General features: G+C 68.6%; 12 protein-coding genes and 3 pseudogenes. 11 read left to right on the top strand and 4 right to left on the bottom strand.

Annotation, left to right across the window (positions count from 1 at the left end; translation table 11 throughout):
* Positions 1-71: 71 nt before the first annotated feature.
* Both A5681_RS26450 and A5681_RS09525 read left to right on the top strand, forming a co-directional pair.
* A pseudogene (locus tag A5681_RS26450) lies at positions 72-233 on the top strand (hypothetical protein); the annotation flags it as partial.
* Positions 234-313: 80 nt separating this feature from the next.
* Positions 314-1,054: a DUF4333 domain-containing protein gene (locus A5681_RS09525; protein WP_067272777.1), complete on the top strand. Its 741-nt coding sequence runs from the start codon at positions 314-316 to the stop codon at positions 1,052-1,054.
* Positions 1,055-1,058: 4 nt separating this feature from the next.
* On the opposite strand, the gene A5681_RS09520 is transcribed toward A5681_RS09525, so the two are convergent.
* On the bottom strand, positions 1,059-2,054 hold the full coding sequence (locus A5681_RS09520; protein WP_067272774.1) for a 5'-3' exonuclease: 996 nt from the start codon (positions 2,052-2,054) through the stop codon (positions 1,059-1,061).
* A gap of 102 nt (positions 2,055-2,156) precedes the next feature.
* Between A5681_RS09520 and A5681_RS09515 the strand changes: the two genes are divergently transcribed.
* From A5681_RS09515 to A5681_RS26440, 4 genes are all read left to right on the top strand, one after another.
* A complete protein-coding gene (locus A5681_RS09515) occupies positions 2,157-3,284 on the top strand; it encodes a M24 family metallopeptidase (protein ID WP_067272770.1) in 1,128 nt (375 codons plus the stop codon).
* 35 nt (positions 3,285-3,319) lie between these two features.
* On the top strand, positions 3,320-5,575 hold the full coding sequence (locus tag A5681_RS09510; protein WP_067272767.1) for an alpha/beta hydrolase-fold protein: 2,256 nt from the start codon (positions 3,320-3,322) through the stop codon (positions 5,573-5,575).
* A gap of 140 nt (positions 5,576-5,715) precedes the next feature.
* On the top strand, positions 5,716-8,505 hold the full coding sequence (locus tag A5681_RS27655; protein ID WP_231996266.1) for an ADP-ribosyltransferase domain-containing protein: 2,790 nt from the start codon (positions 5,716-5,718) through the stop codon (positions 8,503-8,505).
* Positions 8,506-8,550: 45 nt separating this feature from the next.
* On the top strand, positions 8,551-8,769 hold the full coding sequence (locus A5681_RS26440; RefSeq protein ID WP_082968283.1) for a hypothetical protein: 219 nt from the start codon (positions 8,551-8,553) through the stop codon (positions 8,767-8,769).
* Between the two features lie 75 nt (positions 8,770-8,844).
* Here A5681_RS26440 and A5681_RS09495 read toward each other — a convergent pair whose 3' ends face one another.
* Positions 8,845-9,258 carry a F420-dependent biliverdin reductase gene (locus tag A5681_RS09495; RefSeq protein WP_067272758.1) on the bottom strand — a complete coding sequence of 138 codons (414 nt, stop codon included), beginning with the start codon at positions 9,256-9,258 and terminating at the stop codon, positions 8,845-8,847.
* Between the two features lie 35 nt (positions 9,259-9,293).
* On the opposite strand from A5681_RS09495, the gene A5681_RS09490 reads away from it, so the two are divergent.
* Genes A5681_RS09490 through A5681_RS09475 form a run of 4 tightly spaced genes read left to right on the top strand, consistent with a single transcriptional unit; the run spans position 9,294 to position 12,689 of the window.
* Positions 9,294-10,043 (top strand): SDR family NAD(P)-dependent oxidoreductase, encoded by a 750-nt coding sequence (locus A5681_RS09490; RefSeq protein ID WP_067272755.1) that lies wholly within the window; start codon positions 9,294-9,296, stop codon positions 10,041-10,043.
* The gene (locus A5681_RS09485; RefSeq protein WP_067272787.1) at positions 10,040-11,212 is read left to right on the top strand and encodes a bifunctional cobalt-precorrin-7 (C(5))-methyltransferase/cobalt-precorrin-6B (C(15))-methyltransferase; all 1,173 of its coding nucleotides are present in this window, start codon (positions 10,040-10,042) and stop codon (positions 11,210-11,212) included. Before A5681_RS09490 ends, A5681_RS09485 begins: the two co-directional genes overlap by 4 nt.
* Positions 11,209-11,964, top strand: coding sequence for a precorrin-4 C(11)-methyltransferase (cobM, locus tag A5681_RS09480; protein ID WP_067272784.1), 756 nt, complete (start codon positions 11,209-11,211; stop codon positions 11,962-11,964). Before A5681_RS09485 ends, cobM begins: the two co-directional genes overlap by 4 nt.
* Positions 11,964-12,689 carry a cobalt-precorrin-6A reductase gene (locus A5681_RS09475; RefSeq protein ID WP_067272752.1) on the top strand — a complete coding sequence of 242 codons (726 nt, stop codon included), beginning with the start codon at positions 11,964-11,966 and terminating at the stop codon, positions 12,687-12,689. The genes cobM and A5681_RS09475 overlap by 1 nt, the downstream gene beginning before the upstream one ends.
* On the opposite strand, the gene sigC is transcribed toward A5681_RS09475, so the two are convergent.
* Positions 12,686-13,243, bottom strand: a complete 558-nt coding sequence (sigC, locus tag A5681_RS27650; protein ID WP_231996267.1) for an RNA polymerase sigma factor SigC — start codon at positions 13,241-13,243, stop codon at positions 12,686-12,688. The genes A5681_RS09475 and sigC overlap by 4 nt on opposite strands.
* 165 nt (positions 13,244-13,408) lie before the next feature.
* Positions 13,409-14,041, bottom strand: a pseudogene (locus A5681_RS27645) (DUF2275 domain-containing protein); the annotation flags it as partial.
* A 152-nt stretch (positions 14,042-14,193) separates the two neighbouring features.
* Between A5681_RS27645 and A5681_RS09465 the strand changes: the two are divergent.
* Positions 14,194-15,499: pseudogene (locus A5681_RS09465) on the top strand (PPE family protein); the annotation flags it as partial.

The following is a 15,499-nucleotide window of genomic DNA, read 5'->3' as shown; positions in this document are numbered from 1 at the left end:
CAGGGCGCCGGCCAGGTCTCCCGTCTTGGCCCAGCGGTAAATGACGTTGACGAAGCCGTCGTCGGGTTCCCGGCTCGCCGCTGCTGGCGGGGGATTTCGTGCGCTGGTGCCGGCAGGTGCTGGATCTGTTGGACCAGGTCCGCAATGCCGCCCCGGATCCTGAGTTGCGTGCCACGGCCAAGCGCGCCATCAATGACGTTCGGCGCGGCGTCGTCGCTGTTGACGCCGGGTAGGCTGTGCCGAAGCTACCGTAGATCCATCAATCACAACGCCGAGAGTGCGTGCCAAGACACTAAGGGGCTGAGGAGAGACGATGAGCGGACCGCAGGGACCGGAGCAGCAGTGGCAACCGCCCGGCCAAGGTAGCGATCAGTCCTCCGAACCGACCCAGGTCGGTTCGCCATGGCAGCAGCAGCCGGGCCAGGAGGCGACCTGGCAGGCCCCGGCTTACACGCCGCCTGCCGAGTACCCGCAGTACCAGCAGCCGGCCGAACAGGCCTATCCGCAGCAATACCCGCAGCAGCCGGGCTACGGACAGCCCGGGCAATACGCGCAGCCAGGCCAGTACGGTCAGCCGGGGCAATACGGCCAGCCGGGCCAGTACGGTCAGCCGGGGCAATACGGCCAGCCGGGCCAGTACGGCCAGCCCGGCCAGTACGGTCAGCCCGGCCAGTACCCGCAGCAATACCCGCCCTACGAGCAGCAACCACCCAAGAAGCGGTCGGTTGCCCTGATCGCCGGCGTGGGCGGGGTGATCGCCTTCTTGCTCATCGCGGTCGTGCTGGTGCTCGGCTTCTGGCAGCCCGGGTTCTTCGTCACCACCAAGCTGGACGTCAATAAGGCGCAGGCCGGTGTGCAGCAGGTCCTTTCCGACGAGACCAACGGCTACGGCGCCAAGAACGTCCAAAACGTGAAGTGCAACCACGGCCAGAACCCGACCGTCAAGAAGGGCGCGACGTTCGACTGCGACGTCAGCATCGACGGTGCCCCCAAGCACGTGACCGTGACCTTCCAGGACAACAAGGGCACCTACGAAGTAGGCCGCCCGCAGTAGCCGGTCACTGCGGCAGCGCGTCGAGCGCTTTCTGCAACCGCGCTATCGACGACCCGACGCCCAGTTCGGTCGCCAGTTTTGCGGTGCGGTGCGGGTCGTCGGCGGCCAGCGGCAGCGCGTCGGTCTGGGTCGACAGGCTGACGGGCGCGTCGGTGGCCACCCGCACGACTTGTTCCGCGGCCTCGATGTAGTCGGTCGCGCCCAGCAGTTTCGAGCGCAGACCCTTGGCCATCTTCGATTTCGGGTCGCGGGCGGCCGCCAGGATCTGGTCCAGCGACCCGTGCTGGGCCAGCAGGGTGGCGGCCGTCTTCTCCCCGACACCCGGGACGCCCGGCAGGCCATCGGACGGATCGCCCCGCATCAGCGCGAACTCGGCGTAGGCGGAGCCCGCCCGATGCTTAGGCACGCCGTAGTGTTCGGCGACCTCCGAAGGCCCGAACAGGGTGGCTTTGCTCAGCCCGCGGCCCAGATAGAGCACTCGTACCGGCACCGGATCGTCGGACACCACCTGCAGCAGGTCGCGGTCGCCGCTGACCACCACCACGGGGTCACGGCGTTCGCGCGCGGCCAACGTGCCGAGCACATCGTCGGCCTCGAACCCTTCGGCGCCCGCCGTCGGGATGCCGAAGGCGTCCAGTAGCTCCATGATCATGTCGATCTGCGGCGTCAGGTCGTCGGGGACTTCCTCGATGTCGGGTTCGCCCTCGGGCTCGGGTTCCGCGACGCGATGCGCCTTGTACGACGGGACGAGGTCCACCCGGAACTGCGGCCGCCAGTCCAGGTCCAGGCACACCACGAGCCGGCTGGGGCGCTGCTGGCTGATCACGACGGCCATCGAGTCGATGAATCCGCGGACGGCGTTGACGGGCCGGCCGTCGGGGGAGGTGATCGATGACGGCACCCCGAAGTACGACCGGAACCACATGCTGGCCCCGTCGAGCAGCAATAGCGGCGAGCGCGAGCGCGGCGGGTCGCCGCTTGTACGTGGGGCCGCGGGCATGCGGGTTATCGTCTCACGCGGCCGAGCGTCGGCTGCTCGTCGACCACCCAACGTAATCGGCGCACCAAGTCGGCGTTCGTCGGACCGGTTAGCCTGGCTGCCATGGAATCTCATCGGTTCGACGCCGGGGTGTATGCCCACCGGCTGGCGGCGGCGGCCGCCGCGACCGCCGACGCGGGGCTCTCCGGCCTGGTGATCACCCCCGGGTACGACCTGCGCTACCTGGTGGGGTCGCGCGCCCAGACGCTCGAGCGGTTCACCGCGCTGGTACTGCCGGCGTCCGGCGACCCGACGGTGGTGGTGCCGCGACTGGAGCTGGCCTCGCTCAAAGGGTCGGCGATCGCGGAACTGGGACTCGCGGTGCGGGATTGGGTCGACGGTGACGACCCTTACCAATTGGTGGGCGCCGCGATGGGCGGTGCCCCGTCCGCGACCGCCGTCACCGATTCCATGCCGGCCCTGCATCTGCTGCCGCTGGCCGCCGTCCTGGGCGTACTGCCGGTCCTGGCCACCGACGTGATGCGGGGGTTACGGATGGTCAAGGAGGAGTGCGAGATCGACGCGCTGCGCAAAGCCGGCGCGGCGATCGATCGCGTGCACGCGCGGGTGCCGGAGTTTCTGGTCCCTGGCCGGACCGAGGCCGACGTGGCCGCCGACATCGCGGAAGCGATTGTCGCCGAAGGGCATTCGGAAGTGGCATTCATCATCGTCGGTTCCGGGCCGCACAGCGCCGACCCACACCACGGCTACTCGGACCGCGAACTCCAGGTGGGTGACATCGTCGTCGTCGACATCGGCGGCGCCTACGAGCCCGGGTACCACTCCGACTCGACGCGCACCTACAGCATTGGCGAACCGAAACTGGAAGTGGCACAGCAGTATTCCGTGCTGCAGCAGGCGCAACAGGCGGCCGTGGACGCGGTGCGCCCGGGCGTGACGGCCGAACAGGTCGACGCGGCCGCGCGCGATGTGCTGGCGGCGGCCGGACTCGCGGAGGTGTTCGTGCACCGCACTGGCCACGGGATTGGGCTATCCGTGCACGAGGAGCCCTACATCGTCGCCGGCAACGACCTGCCGCTGGCCGCGGGCATGGCCTTCTCGATCGAGCCGGGTATTTATTTCCCGGGTCGGTGGGGCGCCCGCGTCGAGGACATCGTCGTCGTGACCGAAGACGGCGCCATGTCCGTCAACAACCGGCCACACGAGCTCATCGTGGTGCCCGTGCCATAGCAGCCGGGGCCGACCGGCGCGTACGTTGGGGCTTGATGTCACTTCTGGATTTGACGCTGCTCCCAATCCGAATCGCACGCCACATCGCCGACACGCTGTTGCATCCCGCCGCGGCGGCACCCGCACCACCGGCCGAGCTCATCGTGGTCGACGGCATGCCCGAGGGGGTGCCCCCGGCGGCGCTGCGCCCAGAGCCGCGACTACCGGTCCCGTCGGGATGGCCGTTCGGGGAAGAGTTTCCCCGCACGTGTGGCGCAGGCCGCTTGGCCGGCGGCGCCCTGTTTTGGACCGACTTCCTGTACGACGACCACGGCGCGACCGGCCTGCCAATCGGCGACCTGAAAGTGCAGGCGCCGCCGCGCGGCACCTACATCTATCCCGACGGCCCGGCGGCCCGCAACGGCGCCGACATCTTCCGTGTGGCGGTGGGGCTCACCGCGACCGACACCTGGTGGCGGATCGACTGGAACACACTGGTGGACGCGTCGGTCCCCATCGCCCTGTTCACCTTCGACACCGGACCCGCCCGCAGCGCGCCGGAGCAGTGGCCCGCCGGGGCCGGGGTGCGCTCGCCGGGAATCGACATGGCCCTGCTGGTTTCCGGCGGCGGAGCCACGCTGATCGACCTCAGCACCCGGTCCACGACGCCCGTGCAGCACACCGTCGACATGGAATCGAGATCGTTTCTGGCCCAAGTGCCCCGGACCCTGCTGGAGCCGGCCGGCAGCTGGACGGTGCGGCTGGCGGCGGGGTTGGCCAACGCGGCGGGCGACGGGTTCGCCGACGTGCCGGCCGAGCGCGGCGCGCTGCCCGGGCAACCCAACGTCTACAACGTCGCCTTCCGCACAGCCGAGCAGGAGACGCCGCACCTGAACTTCTGGTCGGACGCCGCCCAGGCCGATGCCTTGACGCGAGGCGACGTGTCGAAGTTCGCCCTGACCGTGGAGTGGGATCGGTTGGCCGCCGGCGAGACCGAGCCCGAGCCGGTGATCACCGGTCCGTCGACGCGCTGGTACGTGTCCTCGATCGAGCTGGGCCAGGGTGTCGCCACCGACGACATTTTGAGCACCAAGCCGCAATTCCTCGGTCGGGTGCAGCCGTATTCGGTGTGCCTGCCATCGAGTTTCAAGCCGGGCCGGACGCTGCCGTTGACCCTGCTGCTGCATTCGCTGGCGTTGGGGCAGAGCCAGTTCGCCGCGATCGACCCCCGCCTGCTGCACCAAGTGTGCGAGGGCCGCGACTCGGTGGTGATCACGCCGCTGGCTCGCGGCCCGTCGACGTGGTACTTCGACACCGGAGAACTCGATGTCTGGGAGGTGTGGGCGCGCGTCGCCGAACAGCTGGGCACCGATCCCAATCGCACGGTGATCTCCGGATACTCGATGGGCGGCTACGCGGCCTACAAGCTGGGATTGACCTACCCGCAAGTGTTTTCGCAGGCCGTCGTGCTCGCGGGCCCGCCGACCTGCGGGGTGCGCCTGCTTCCCGACGTCGACATCCCGGCCGACCTCGACCCACACTCGCCCTGTGCCCGCGAGGGCGATACGTGGAAGCTGCTGGTGAACGCCCGCTGGCTGCCCTATGTCATCGCACACGGGTTGGTCGACGAGTTGGTGCCGTTCCCGTCGGCGGCCGAGCAGGTGCTCGAACTCGACCGGCTGGGCTACCGCCATCGCTTCACGGTGTATCCGTTCGAGGATCACCTCGCCTGGGTGCTGCAAGACAAGTTCGAAGACCCAATCGCCCATATGGAAACCGGCCTGCGACAAGCTGATCCGGGCCACATCACGTTCGCCTGGCATCCGCAATTGGTGCGCGACGACCTGGGCATCGGGCCGCACCAGGTGTGGTGGCTGTCGGGCCTGACCGCGGATCCCGCGGTGACGGCGCGGCGCGGGGCCATCGCCGAAGTCGACGCGCGTTCCTATGCGCGCCCGGACCCGACACACACCGTTCGGCATCATCGCGGGTTCATCCTGAACTTCGACCCCACACCGGGCGTCTACAGCGAATTGGACTGGCGGGTAGGCCTGCCCGTGGGTCCGCTGCCATATCTGACGTTGCGGCTCACTGGCGTCGCCGGCATCACGGTGGACGTCCAGCGGGCCGGGCTGGCCGCGTTACCGGTGTCGACCATCACGGTGGCCACAGACACCGCCGCGCGGGTCACGTTGAGCGGGCTGCCTGCCGGGGTTAGCGTCCAACTGGACGGTGAGCCGGCCGATGGGGCCTTGGCGGTGCCGGTGGGACGGCACCGCATCACGCTGGCTGCTCGGGCTGTTAATGAATGAGTTGTGGCTGCTAGACGGCCGCGGCTAGCTTGGCAAAAGCCAGCATTGGGTGAATAGCGTCTGCGCGCGGTCTCGACGAGGATTCTCGCGTGGCTCCGTTAACGGTCGATCCCGAGGCGCTGTACGCCGCGGGTAGCGCGGTGGCAGCCACTGGCGACGCTCTGGCGGCCAGCCTGTCGATACTGACGGCCGGCTTTTCGGCCCACACCGGTGTTGACCGAGCCGGCGAGATCTTCGGCCTGACGTATCAGGAGAAGGCCGAGTCGGTGCTGAAGGCGGCCGCTGCGGCCGTCAACGCCTGCCGGAGAAGCGGGGCCGTCATCCAGCAAGGCGCGTCCAATTACTCCAACGTCGACGCGGCTTCGACGCTGGGCGGCGGACGCGGAGCATTGAAGCCACCGTCGCCGTCGGCCGAGCTTGCCGCGCCCGGGCCGCCCGGGACGTGGGGGCCCGGCCAGCCGCCCCCACCGCTGTGGTCACTCGTGCAATCCTTTGTCCTCGAGGTTTGGCCCGACGGTGATGTCGCGGGTCTGCGTGCGGCTGCATCTTGTTGGCGAGCCTTCGGTGCCGCGGCCAACGGTGTGAAGGGAACTCTCGACGGGTCGAAGACCCTGTTCGACGGCCAACACATTCCTGAACGCGAGATGATCGACAACGCTCTGACCGACATCGGCTCCTCGGCAGCCACTATCGGCGGGCTGTGCGGCGCGTTGGCCGAAACCGTCGACACGTTCGCAAATAAGGTCGACCACGCCCAGACCGCGATCCGGGATCTGTTGCGTCGGATCGAGTCCCTGGGCGACCTTGGCCACGACGTCATGCTCATCGTCGACGGTGACGCGTGGGATGAGATCAAGCAGATCGTCAAGGACATCAACGCCGTGCTGCAGCACCTTGGGCAGGAAGCCAGGGCCTGTGAGGACGCGATCAAATTCGTCGTGCAAGCGGCCGATCGCTTGGTCACCACCTGCGAGAAGTACGCCCGCCGCGGGCTGGTCAGATTCCTAGGAGACGACGTCGGTAACGCCGTCGCGACGGTGGCCGACACCTGGATCAATGCCCATGAGGGCGTCCTCAAAGGTGCGGTCGGCATGGGGCTGGGCCTCGTCGACCTAAGCCCGCATTGGATCGCCGCCGATCCCCAGGGTGCGGCCCGCACCTGGACGGGCTTGGTGAAAAACGCCTGGAAAGAAAGTTTGATCAATGCCGCGGTCAATCCGCACGAATTCGCGGAAGCGAGGCTGCAAGAGCTGAAAGGCCTTGCGCACGCGGACGATTGGAGTAGGGCCCGGCCGGGATTGGGCGCCGGTGAAGTCGCACTCGACGCCGCCACGCTGATCGCCCCGGTCCTCGGTGAGGCAGGCGCGGCGGCCGATGGGGCGGGAGCCGCCGCACGTGGCGCAGAGGAGGAGACGCAAGCCGCGGGTGAAGCTGCTGGGCGTGCCGGTGGGGAAGGCACGGCGGGAGCGCGCGGCGCGCTGACCGACATCACCAAGGCCGGCGGCGACGTGACCAAGAACCTCGAACGTGCCGCCGGAGATCTGCCGGAAATCAAACCGCCGACGGGTGGTACTCCTGTCGGTCTTCCGTCCGGAAAGCCACTCGAGGCGCCCGTCGAGGCGACGCCGCGGCCGGCTGAGGACGCGCCGGCTTTGCCTGACGTACGAACTGCTGCGCCGGAACCGAGGGCCGGCCTGCATGAGCCGGCGCCAGGGCCGGCGAAGGGGTGGTCACACGATCCCGCCACGGCTCCACCGGCTGCACCCGCATCGATGGGTGTTGTCCCCCACGAGCCGCCGCCGTCTGCCGAGGCTCCGGCTGCTTTAGGTCCGCATCAACCTATGTCCGTTCATGTAGAGACGTCGCACGCTCCGGGACCGGTGAGAGGTCCGCATGAACCTGCGCCTTTGAGTGGTCCACATGAGCCTGCTGCGCCAGTCATTCCACATGACCCCGCACTAGCGTCTATGGAGCGTCCGCCAACGCCTGCATCGGTAACGGCGGCAGCCCCGCATGAGCCACCGTCAGGAATCGGTCCCCGTGAACCGGCACTGCTTCCGATGGAACCTGCACATGAACCGGTTTCCGGGCCCGCAGCCGGCACACCCGCCGATTCGGCAGGACCTGCCATGGGCGAGAAAGCGCTGTCAACGAACCCCCAAAGGGCTGAACATGCACCGCCGCTTGGGCCGGAACCATCCAGTCGCTCTCCGGTCGAGCCCGTGCCTATCGCCGTGCAGCCCCCGCAAGCCGGTGCGGCGGTCAAGTCCGCCGCACGTGGGCCTCAGGCAGGTCCCGAGTCTGAATTGCCGGTATCGGCAGGCGGTCCGCGGGGGGCTGGCGAAGGTGGTCCTGCTGGCAGGCCTAGGCCACCGCTCGATGACAGCTCCCACGGTCGTGGCGACGGCGGTCCGCCGAGCGTCCAGCACCCCAACTCGGCCGCCGACGGATTCCCAGGAAACCTTGGTGACCATTTGGGCCCGGATGATTTAGGGGCGTTTGCCGACTACACTGGGCCCGGCTACCACGACCTGAATAACGCGTTAAGGAGCGGTTTAATGGACGCGTCTCAGCAGGCTCGTGTGCAGGCACTACAAAATGCATTGGCTAAGCTGCCTCCGTATCGAGGCCCAGTAATTCGAGGGACCAATTTGCCGCCCGAGGTGCTTGCGCGCTACCGGCCAGGCGAGGTCGTCACAGAGCACGCTTTCCTAAGCACTTCCACCCACACAGGTGTGGCACGGTCGCCAACGTTCGGTGGGAATGTAGAGTTCAGGATTCTTTCAAAAACAGGACGAGATATCTCATCCTTCTCAGTATTACCTGGTGAGCACGAAGTTCTGTTTCCTGCTGGAACCAAGTTCTACGTCGTCAGTAAGATATTTGACGCCCTAACCGGGCGAACAGTCATCCGCATGGTTGAACGCTAGGTCCGAAAGTATCGAAACAATGCAAGCAGGGACAGGAGATCGAAAGTGAGCGAGAGGATAGCTGGCAAGACATTTTCAAGCCCCGAGGAGGCGGGCGTGACTCCCCCGACAGAGGAGGAGTTGGCTGAGGCCCAGAGGATTTTCGATGAATTCGAACAAAAGATAAACGCTGTTGCTCCGGAAGATCGAGTAAAAGATGTGTCACCTAAGTTTTGGGATGACATCTCGGGTACTGAATTTGACTCTCAGAGGAAAGACAGTTAAGAGCGCGCAAGCTAGATCGGCTGCGAGACTCGAGTCAATTGCTGTCGGCTGCCGCCAACTGACGCGACCCGGGCCCTACTTCTCGCCCCGGTCCAAAAGACCCGACGACCCGAGCACTCGCTCCACGTGCACCTCGATGACCACCCGCCGCGGATTCGGTCGCGGAGTCCGATAGCGCTGGGCATAGCGCAGCTCGGCGTCCCGCACGGCGTCGACATCGCTGTTGACCTTGGACCGGCCCTCCAGCGACAGCCACCGCGCGCCGTCGACCTGACTGAGCACCGCAACCCCGCCGCGGTCCGCGTTCACCGCCTTCTGCGAGCCGCCGGTGGTGATGACCCGCGCGATGTGCGTCTTTGGATCGAAGGTGAAACCCACCGCCACCACATGCGGCGAATTGTCGGCTCGCAGCGTGGTCAGCATGGCCAGATGCCGCTCGGACAGAAACGCCAGAGCATCGTCGGTCAGCCGGGTAGTGGTATTCGCCATCACCGCCCACGCTAGCGCAGGACATAATCGCAGCCGTGGACGACACGGGCGCGGGACCAGTACTAGTCCTGGGCGGGCGCAGTGAGATCGGCGTCGAGCTGGCGCGGCTCCTGGCGCCGGGGGCGACGGTGGTCCTTGCCGCGCGCAGGGCCGACCAACTCGAAGAGCAGGTCGCCGCGTTGCAAGCCGCCGGGGCCAACGCGGTGCACACCCGGGAGTTCGACGCCGACGACCTGGATTCCCACGGCCCACTGGTCGCCGCGGTCGTCGCCGATCACGGGCCCATCGGCACCGCGGTGCTGGCCTTCGGCATTCTCGGCGATCAGGCCCGCGCCGAGACGGACGCCGCCCTCGCGGTGGCCGTCGTACACACCGACTACGTCGCCCAGGTCAGCATGCTCACCCACCTGGCGGCCGCGATGCGGGAAGCCGGCAGCGGCCAACTGGTCGTGTTCTCCTCGATCGCGGGCGCGCGCGTGCGCCGGGCCAACTACGTCTACGGCTCGGCCAAGGCCGGCCTGGACGGCTTCGCCAGCGGGCTGGCCGATGCCCTGCATGGCACCGGGGTCAAACTGTTGATCGCCCGGCCGGGTTTCGTGATCGGGCGCATGACGCAGGGCATGGATCCCGCGCCGCTGTCCAGCACGCCTGTGCAAGTGGCCAAAGCAACGGCGCGCGCACTGGCCAAGGGCCGGCGCACCGTGTGGATCCCGTGGGCCCTGGGGCCCGGCGCCGCCGTGATGCGGCTGCTGCCGCGGCCTTTGTGGCGCAGGATGCCGCGATGATAATCGTGGTGGGCATCGGCGCCGACGGCATGGCCGGACTCGCTCAACGGTCCCGCGATGAATTACGAAGTGCGACAACGATCTACGGCTCGAAGCGGCAACTCGATCTCCTCGACGACACCGTGCCCGCGCCCCGTCGGCGGTGGCCCTCGCCGATGTTGCCCGCGCTGCAGACGTTGCTCGACGACCACTCCGGCGACGTGCACGTGGTGGCCAGCGGCGACCCATTGCTGCACGGCATCGGGGGCACGTTGATCCGGCTCTACGGCCCCGACCACGTCCGGGTGCTGCCGCACGTGTCCTCGGTGACGTTGGCGTGCGCTCGGATGGGCTGGAACTTTCAAGACACGGAAGTGATCAGCCTCGTGACCGCGCCATCGCACACCGCCGTACGCCGCGGCGGCCGAGCGATCGTGCTGTCGAAAAACGGCGCTACGCCGAAAGAGCTCGCCGCACTCCTGGACGCGCATGGCCGCGGCGACTCCGAGTTCACCGTTTTGGAAAACCTTGGCGGCCCAACCGAACAGCGCCGTGACGGCACCGCACGTCACTGGGCCGCCAAGCCACCCGATGACATCGACGACCTCAACGTCATCGCAATCCGGTACCTGCCCGACGAACGGCTCTCACCGCTGCCCGACGACGCGTTCACCCACGACGGGCAGATCACCAAACACGGCATCCGCGCGGTCACAGTCGCGGCGCTGGCCCCCCGCCCGGGCGAACGTCTCTGGGATGTCGGCGCCGGCTCGGGCAGCATCAGCGTCGAATGGTGCCTCACCGGAAGCGGTTGCAGCGCAGTCGCGTTCGAACGCGACGAAGACCGCCGCCGCAACATCGGAGTCAATGCCGCGGCCTTCGGCGTCCCGATCGAGGTACGGAGAGACGCCCCGGACGCGTTCGGCGGACTCGAGCCGCCGTCGGCGATCTTCATCGGCGGCGGCCTCACCCAACCCGGCCTGCTCGATGCCTGCCTCGGCGCGCTGCCGGCCGGCGGGCGCCTCGTCGTCAACGCGGTCACCGCGGAATCCGAAGCCGTCCTGGCGCAGGCGTACTCGCGCTTGGGAGGCCAACTGCGGCGCTTCCAGCACTATCACGGCGAGCCGCTCGGCGGCTTCACCGGATGGCGACCGCAGATGCCGGTCACCCAGTGGGCGACGACGAAATGACCGTCTATTTCATCGGCGCGGGTCCCGGCGCCGCCGACCTGATCACCGTCCGCGGCCAGCGGCTGGTCGAGACCTGCGCGGTGTGCCTGTACGCGGGGTCGATCATGCCCGACGACCTGCTGGCGCTGTGCCCGCCCGGGGCGAAAATCGTCGATACCGGGCCGCTGACGCTCGAGCAGATCATCACCGAACTCGCCGACGCCGACGCGGCCGGCCACGATGTCGCGCGGCTGCATTCGGGCGACCCGTCGCTCTACAGCGCGCTGGCCGAACAATGCCGCCGCCTCGACGCATTGGGCGTCGACTACGAAATCGTGCCCGGCGTGCCATCTTTCGCCGCGGCGGCGGCCGCGCTCAAGCGGGAGCTCACCGTCCCCGGCGTCGCCCAGACGGTGACGCTGAGCCGGGTCGCCACGTTGTCGACCGCGATGCCGCCCGGTGAAGACCTGGCCAGCCTCGCCCGTGCCGGCGCCACGCTGGTCTTGCACCTGGCGGCGGCCCAGGTCGACGCCATCGTCCCGCAGCTCCTCGAAGGCGGTTATCGGCCCGAAACGCCCGCTGCGGTCGTGGCTTTCGCGAGCTGGCCGCAGGAGGTGGCGCTGCGCGGCACGCTCGGCGACCTCGCCGACCAGATTCACCGGGCCGGCATCACCAAGACGGCGGTGATCATCGTCGGCGATGTGCTGGCCGCGGAGGGATTCACCGACAGCTATCTCTACTCGGCCGGGCGCACGCGGGGGAGCAGGCACTGATGCGGGTGCTGCTCCTCGGCGGCACGGCCGAAGGTCGCGCGCTGGCGAAGAGGCTCCACCCGGACATCGACGTCGTCAGCTCCCTGGCGGGGCGGGTACCCGACCCCGCGCTGCCGGTCGGCCCCGTCCGCATCGGGGGCTTCGGCGGCGTCGACGGGCTTCGGCGCTGGCTGCTCGACGAGCGCATCGACGCGGTGATCGATGCGACCCACCCATTCGCGGCGACCATGACGGCGCACGCGGCCCAGGCCTGCACCGCGCTGCAGGTACCGCATCTGGTGCTGGCCCGTCCCGCCTGGGAGCCCGGCTCCGCGATCGTCGTGGAATCCGACGCGGAGGCGGCGGAAGCCGTTGCGCGAGAGCGGTTTTCGCGAGTGTTTCTCACCACCGGACGTTCGGGGACCAAGGCCTTCGCGGACAGCGACGCGTGGTTCTTGATCCGCGCGGTCACCGAACCCGACCCTGCCTTAATGCCGCGCCGGCACCAGCTGGTGCTGTCCCGCGGCCCGTATCGCTACGACGGCGAGGCCGCGCTGATGCGGGAACATCGCATCGACGCCCTGGTCACCAAGAACAGCGGTGGGGAGATGACACGGGCGAAGCTGGATGCGGCTGTGGGGCTGGGCATTCCGGTGGTGATGGTGGCGCGGCCACCACTCCCGGCCGGGGTGACGGCGGTGGGCAGCGTCGAAGAGGCCGCCGAATGGGTGACGCGGCTGAATTAGCCTGTCAGGTCGTCGCGCTCGGCGTCTGCGGCCAGCAGCGCGTCACGGGCGCGTGCGACGCGGGACCGGATGGTGCCCACCGGGCAGCCGCACACCGCCGCGGCATCAGCGTAGGGCAGGCCCAGCAATTGGGTCAGCAACAGCGCTTCCCGCTGCTCGGCGGTGAGGCCCGCGATCATCGTCGTCACCTCGACCAAGTCTTCGAACCCGCGGGCGTGGCGATCGCCGCGCATCACGTGCTCGGGGTCGGCGCCCACCGCGGCGCGGGGCCGCGACTGGACGTGGCGGATGTGGTCGGCCACCACGCGGCGCGCGATGGAAAGCAGCCACGTCCGGGCACTCGAACGCCCGGAGAACCTTTCGATGGCGCCGATCGCGCGCAGGAAGGTCTCTTGAGTCAGGTCGTCGGCGCTGCCCGCGTCCGACAGATAGGTCACAAACCGCCACACGTCCTGCTGGGTGGCCTTGATGAATGCCTCGAGCGCCCGGTCATTCCCACGCGCGGCGGCCAATGCGAGCTCGGTAACGACCTCGTCATCGCTGGACGCGCTCATGGCGAACCACCTTTGTTTCGCGGGCTCAGTGAGTCTACGACGGGCTGTCGTAGTAGCTGCGGTGGGGTCGACGGCGGACCGGTTGATGGGCCACAGGTGAGCGCGGCGCCGGGTGGCGGGGGGTTCGGCTGGCCAAGCCGCCTCGTCCGCGACGTCCGGGGCGCCCATCCGGTCCGACCTCACCCGTTCCCGCGCCACCAACAACGCGAACGCAAGGCCCAAGAGTAAGGGCATGTGGCTGGCGATACGCGTTGCCGTGACCTCGCCGGCGAACGCGTCGACGATCACGTAGCCCAGCAGCGCGACCGAATAGACCCCCGTGATCGCAGCCACGCCAATGGCGGTCACCGGCCAGACCCCGGCGGCGACCATCGCCAGGCCCAATGCCAGCAGCCAGGCGGTCGACTCGTGCATCAGATGCTCTCCGGACATCGCGCCGTGCATGTGGCTCGACACCATGCCGAAATCGATACCGCTGATCTGCGCGGCGGCGATCGCCACCTGGAACAGCCCGACCGCGATCAGGCCCCACCGCCGGTAGTGCGAACGCAGCCAACGCATCCGGCGCTGGTGCCCGGAGGACTCTTCGCCGATGTTGGCCATGATTCGCGACACCAGGTCGGGCCCGTCGACCGGCTCGACCGAGGCGAGCCGACGGGTCTGCGCGGCGGCGCCGATGAGCCAGGAGCGGCAACGCCGGCACGATTCGAGATGGGCATCGACCTGCTGCGCCAGCGCCTGGGGACGCTCGCCGTCCAGTCGAGCCGAAAGCGCCTCACGCGCCGCGTCACACCGCATCCCTGCATCGTTGCGCATGCCCGGGCCGGGCGCAAAGAGCACGCCAAATGAAACGGCGGGAACTAATCCGTCCGGCGAACCGACCACTGGACGTCAACAGCCCCGACATGCACCGAAGAGGTATTCGTGTTCCTGCCCGAAAACCCCCGACGATGACCGCCCCGATCTGGATCGCTCTCCCGCCTGAGGTGCACTCGACCCTGCTGAGCAGCGGCCCAGGACCCGGGCCGATGCTCGCCGCCGCGGCGACGTGGTCGTCGATGAGCAGCCAATACGCCGAGGCCGCAGACGAACTCACCGGGCTCCTGGGTGCCGCGCAGGGCGGCGCTTGGGAGGGACCCACCGCCGAGCAGTACGTCGCGGCCCACGCCCCTTATTTGGCGTGGCTGATGGAGGGCTCCGCCAAGAGCGCGACGGCCGCGGCGCTGCACGAGACGGCGGCCGTGGCGTATACGACGGCGTTGGCCGCGATGCCGACGATGCCCGAGCTCGCGGCCAACCACGCGACGCATGCGGCGCTGGTGGCGACGAACTTCTTCGGCATCAACACCATTCCGATTGCCGTGAACGAGGCCGACTACGCGCGCATGTGGGTGCAAGCCGCCACGACCATGACCGCCTACCAAGTGGCCGCCGAGTCCGCGCTCGCGGCGGTGCCCACCACCACGCCCGCGCCGACGATCGTCACCCCCGGTGCGGAGGCGAGCGTCGCGAGCGTGCAGGCCGCCGACACCCAACAGCAAGCCACGCCGACCTATCCGTCCTGGCAGGACCAGCTCACCGCGTGGCTGCAGCAGTACACCAAGAACTTCGCGTGGCCGGTGTCCAAAGACCTCAACCCCGGTGGCTGGCCGTTTCCGCCGGTGCCGTTCGTCAACGGTCTCGCCTCGTTCTTCGGTCAGTTGGGGTTCTCGCCGGCGCTTTCCAGCGCCCTGGGCTGGGCGATTTTTCACACCCTGATGATCTTCTGGCCCTTCATGCAGGCAGCCATCCAGATGGCGGTGGTGCTCGCGCCGATGGTTGTTTCCGTCCTGGGTGCCGCCGCGGCCGGGGGAGCGGCGGCCGCGGTCACCGCGATCAGCGTCGCGGCCCCGCTGGCGGCCGCCGCGCCGCTGCGGCGGGTGCGTCAACGTCGTCGGGCGCCGGCTCTTCCGACTTACGACGTGCCCGATTACTGGCACTGCCGCGAGCCGCCAGCCCGGAAAGTCCGACCGCGTAGAGGGCGTCGGACATGCCCGCGCCGATGCCGTCCGTGGCCGTGGGACTGAAGCCGGCGCCCGGCCCGCCGCCGACCGGTCCGCCTCCCGCCGGTGCGGCTACCGTCGGTGCGGGGGCGCTGGACATCGTCGGGGCGTTGCTCACGCTGGCCGGGGCGGTGCCGATCGACGGCGCCGGCGCGGTCGCCATCGGTGCCGGTGCGGGCGCGGGTGCCGACTCCAGCGCGGCGGCCGCGGTCAC

It is taken from the genome of Mycobacterium scrofulaceum (assembly GCF_001667885.1).
In the GTDB taxonomy this organism is placed as follows: domain Bacteria; phylum Actinomycetota; class Actinomycetes; order Mycobacteriales; family Mycobacteriaceae; genus Mycobacterium; species Mycobacterium scrofulaceum_C.
Note: the sequence above shows the minus strand (reverse complement) of the source record. Positions and strands in the feature narration are given on the sequence as shown.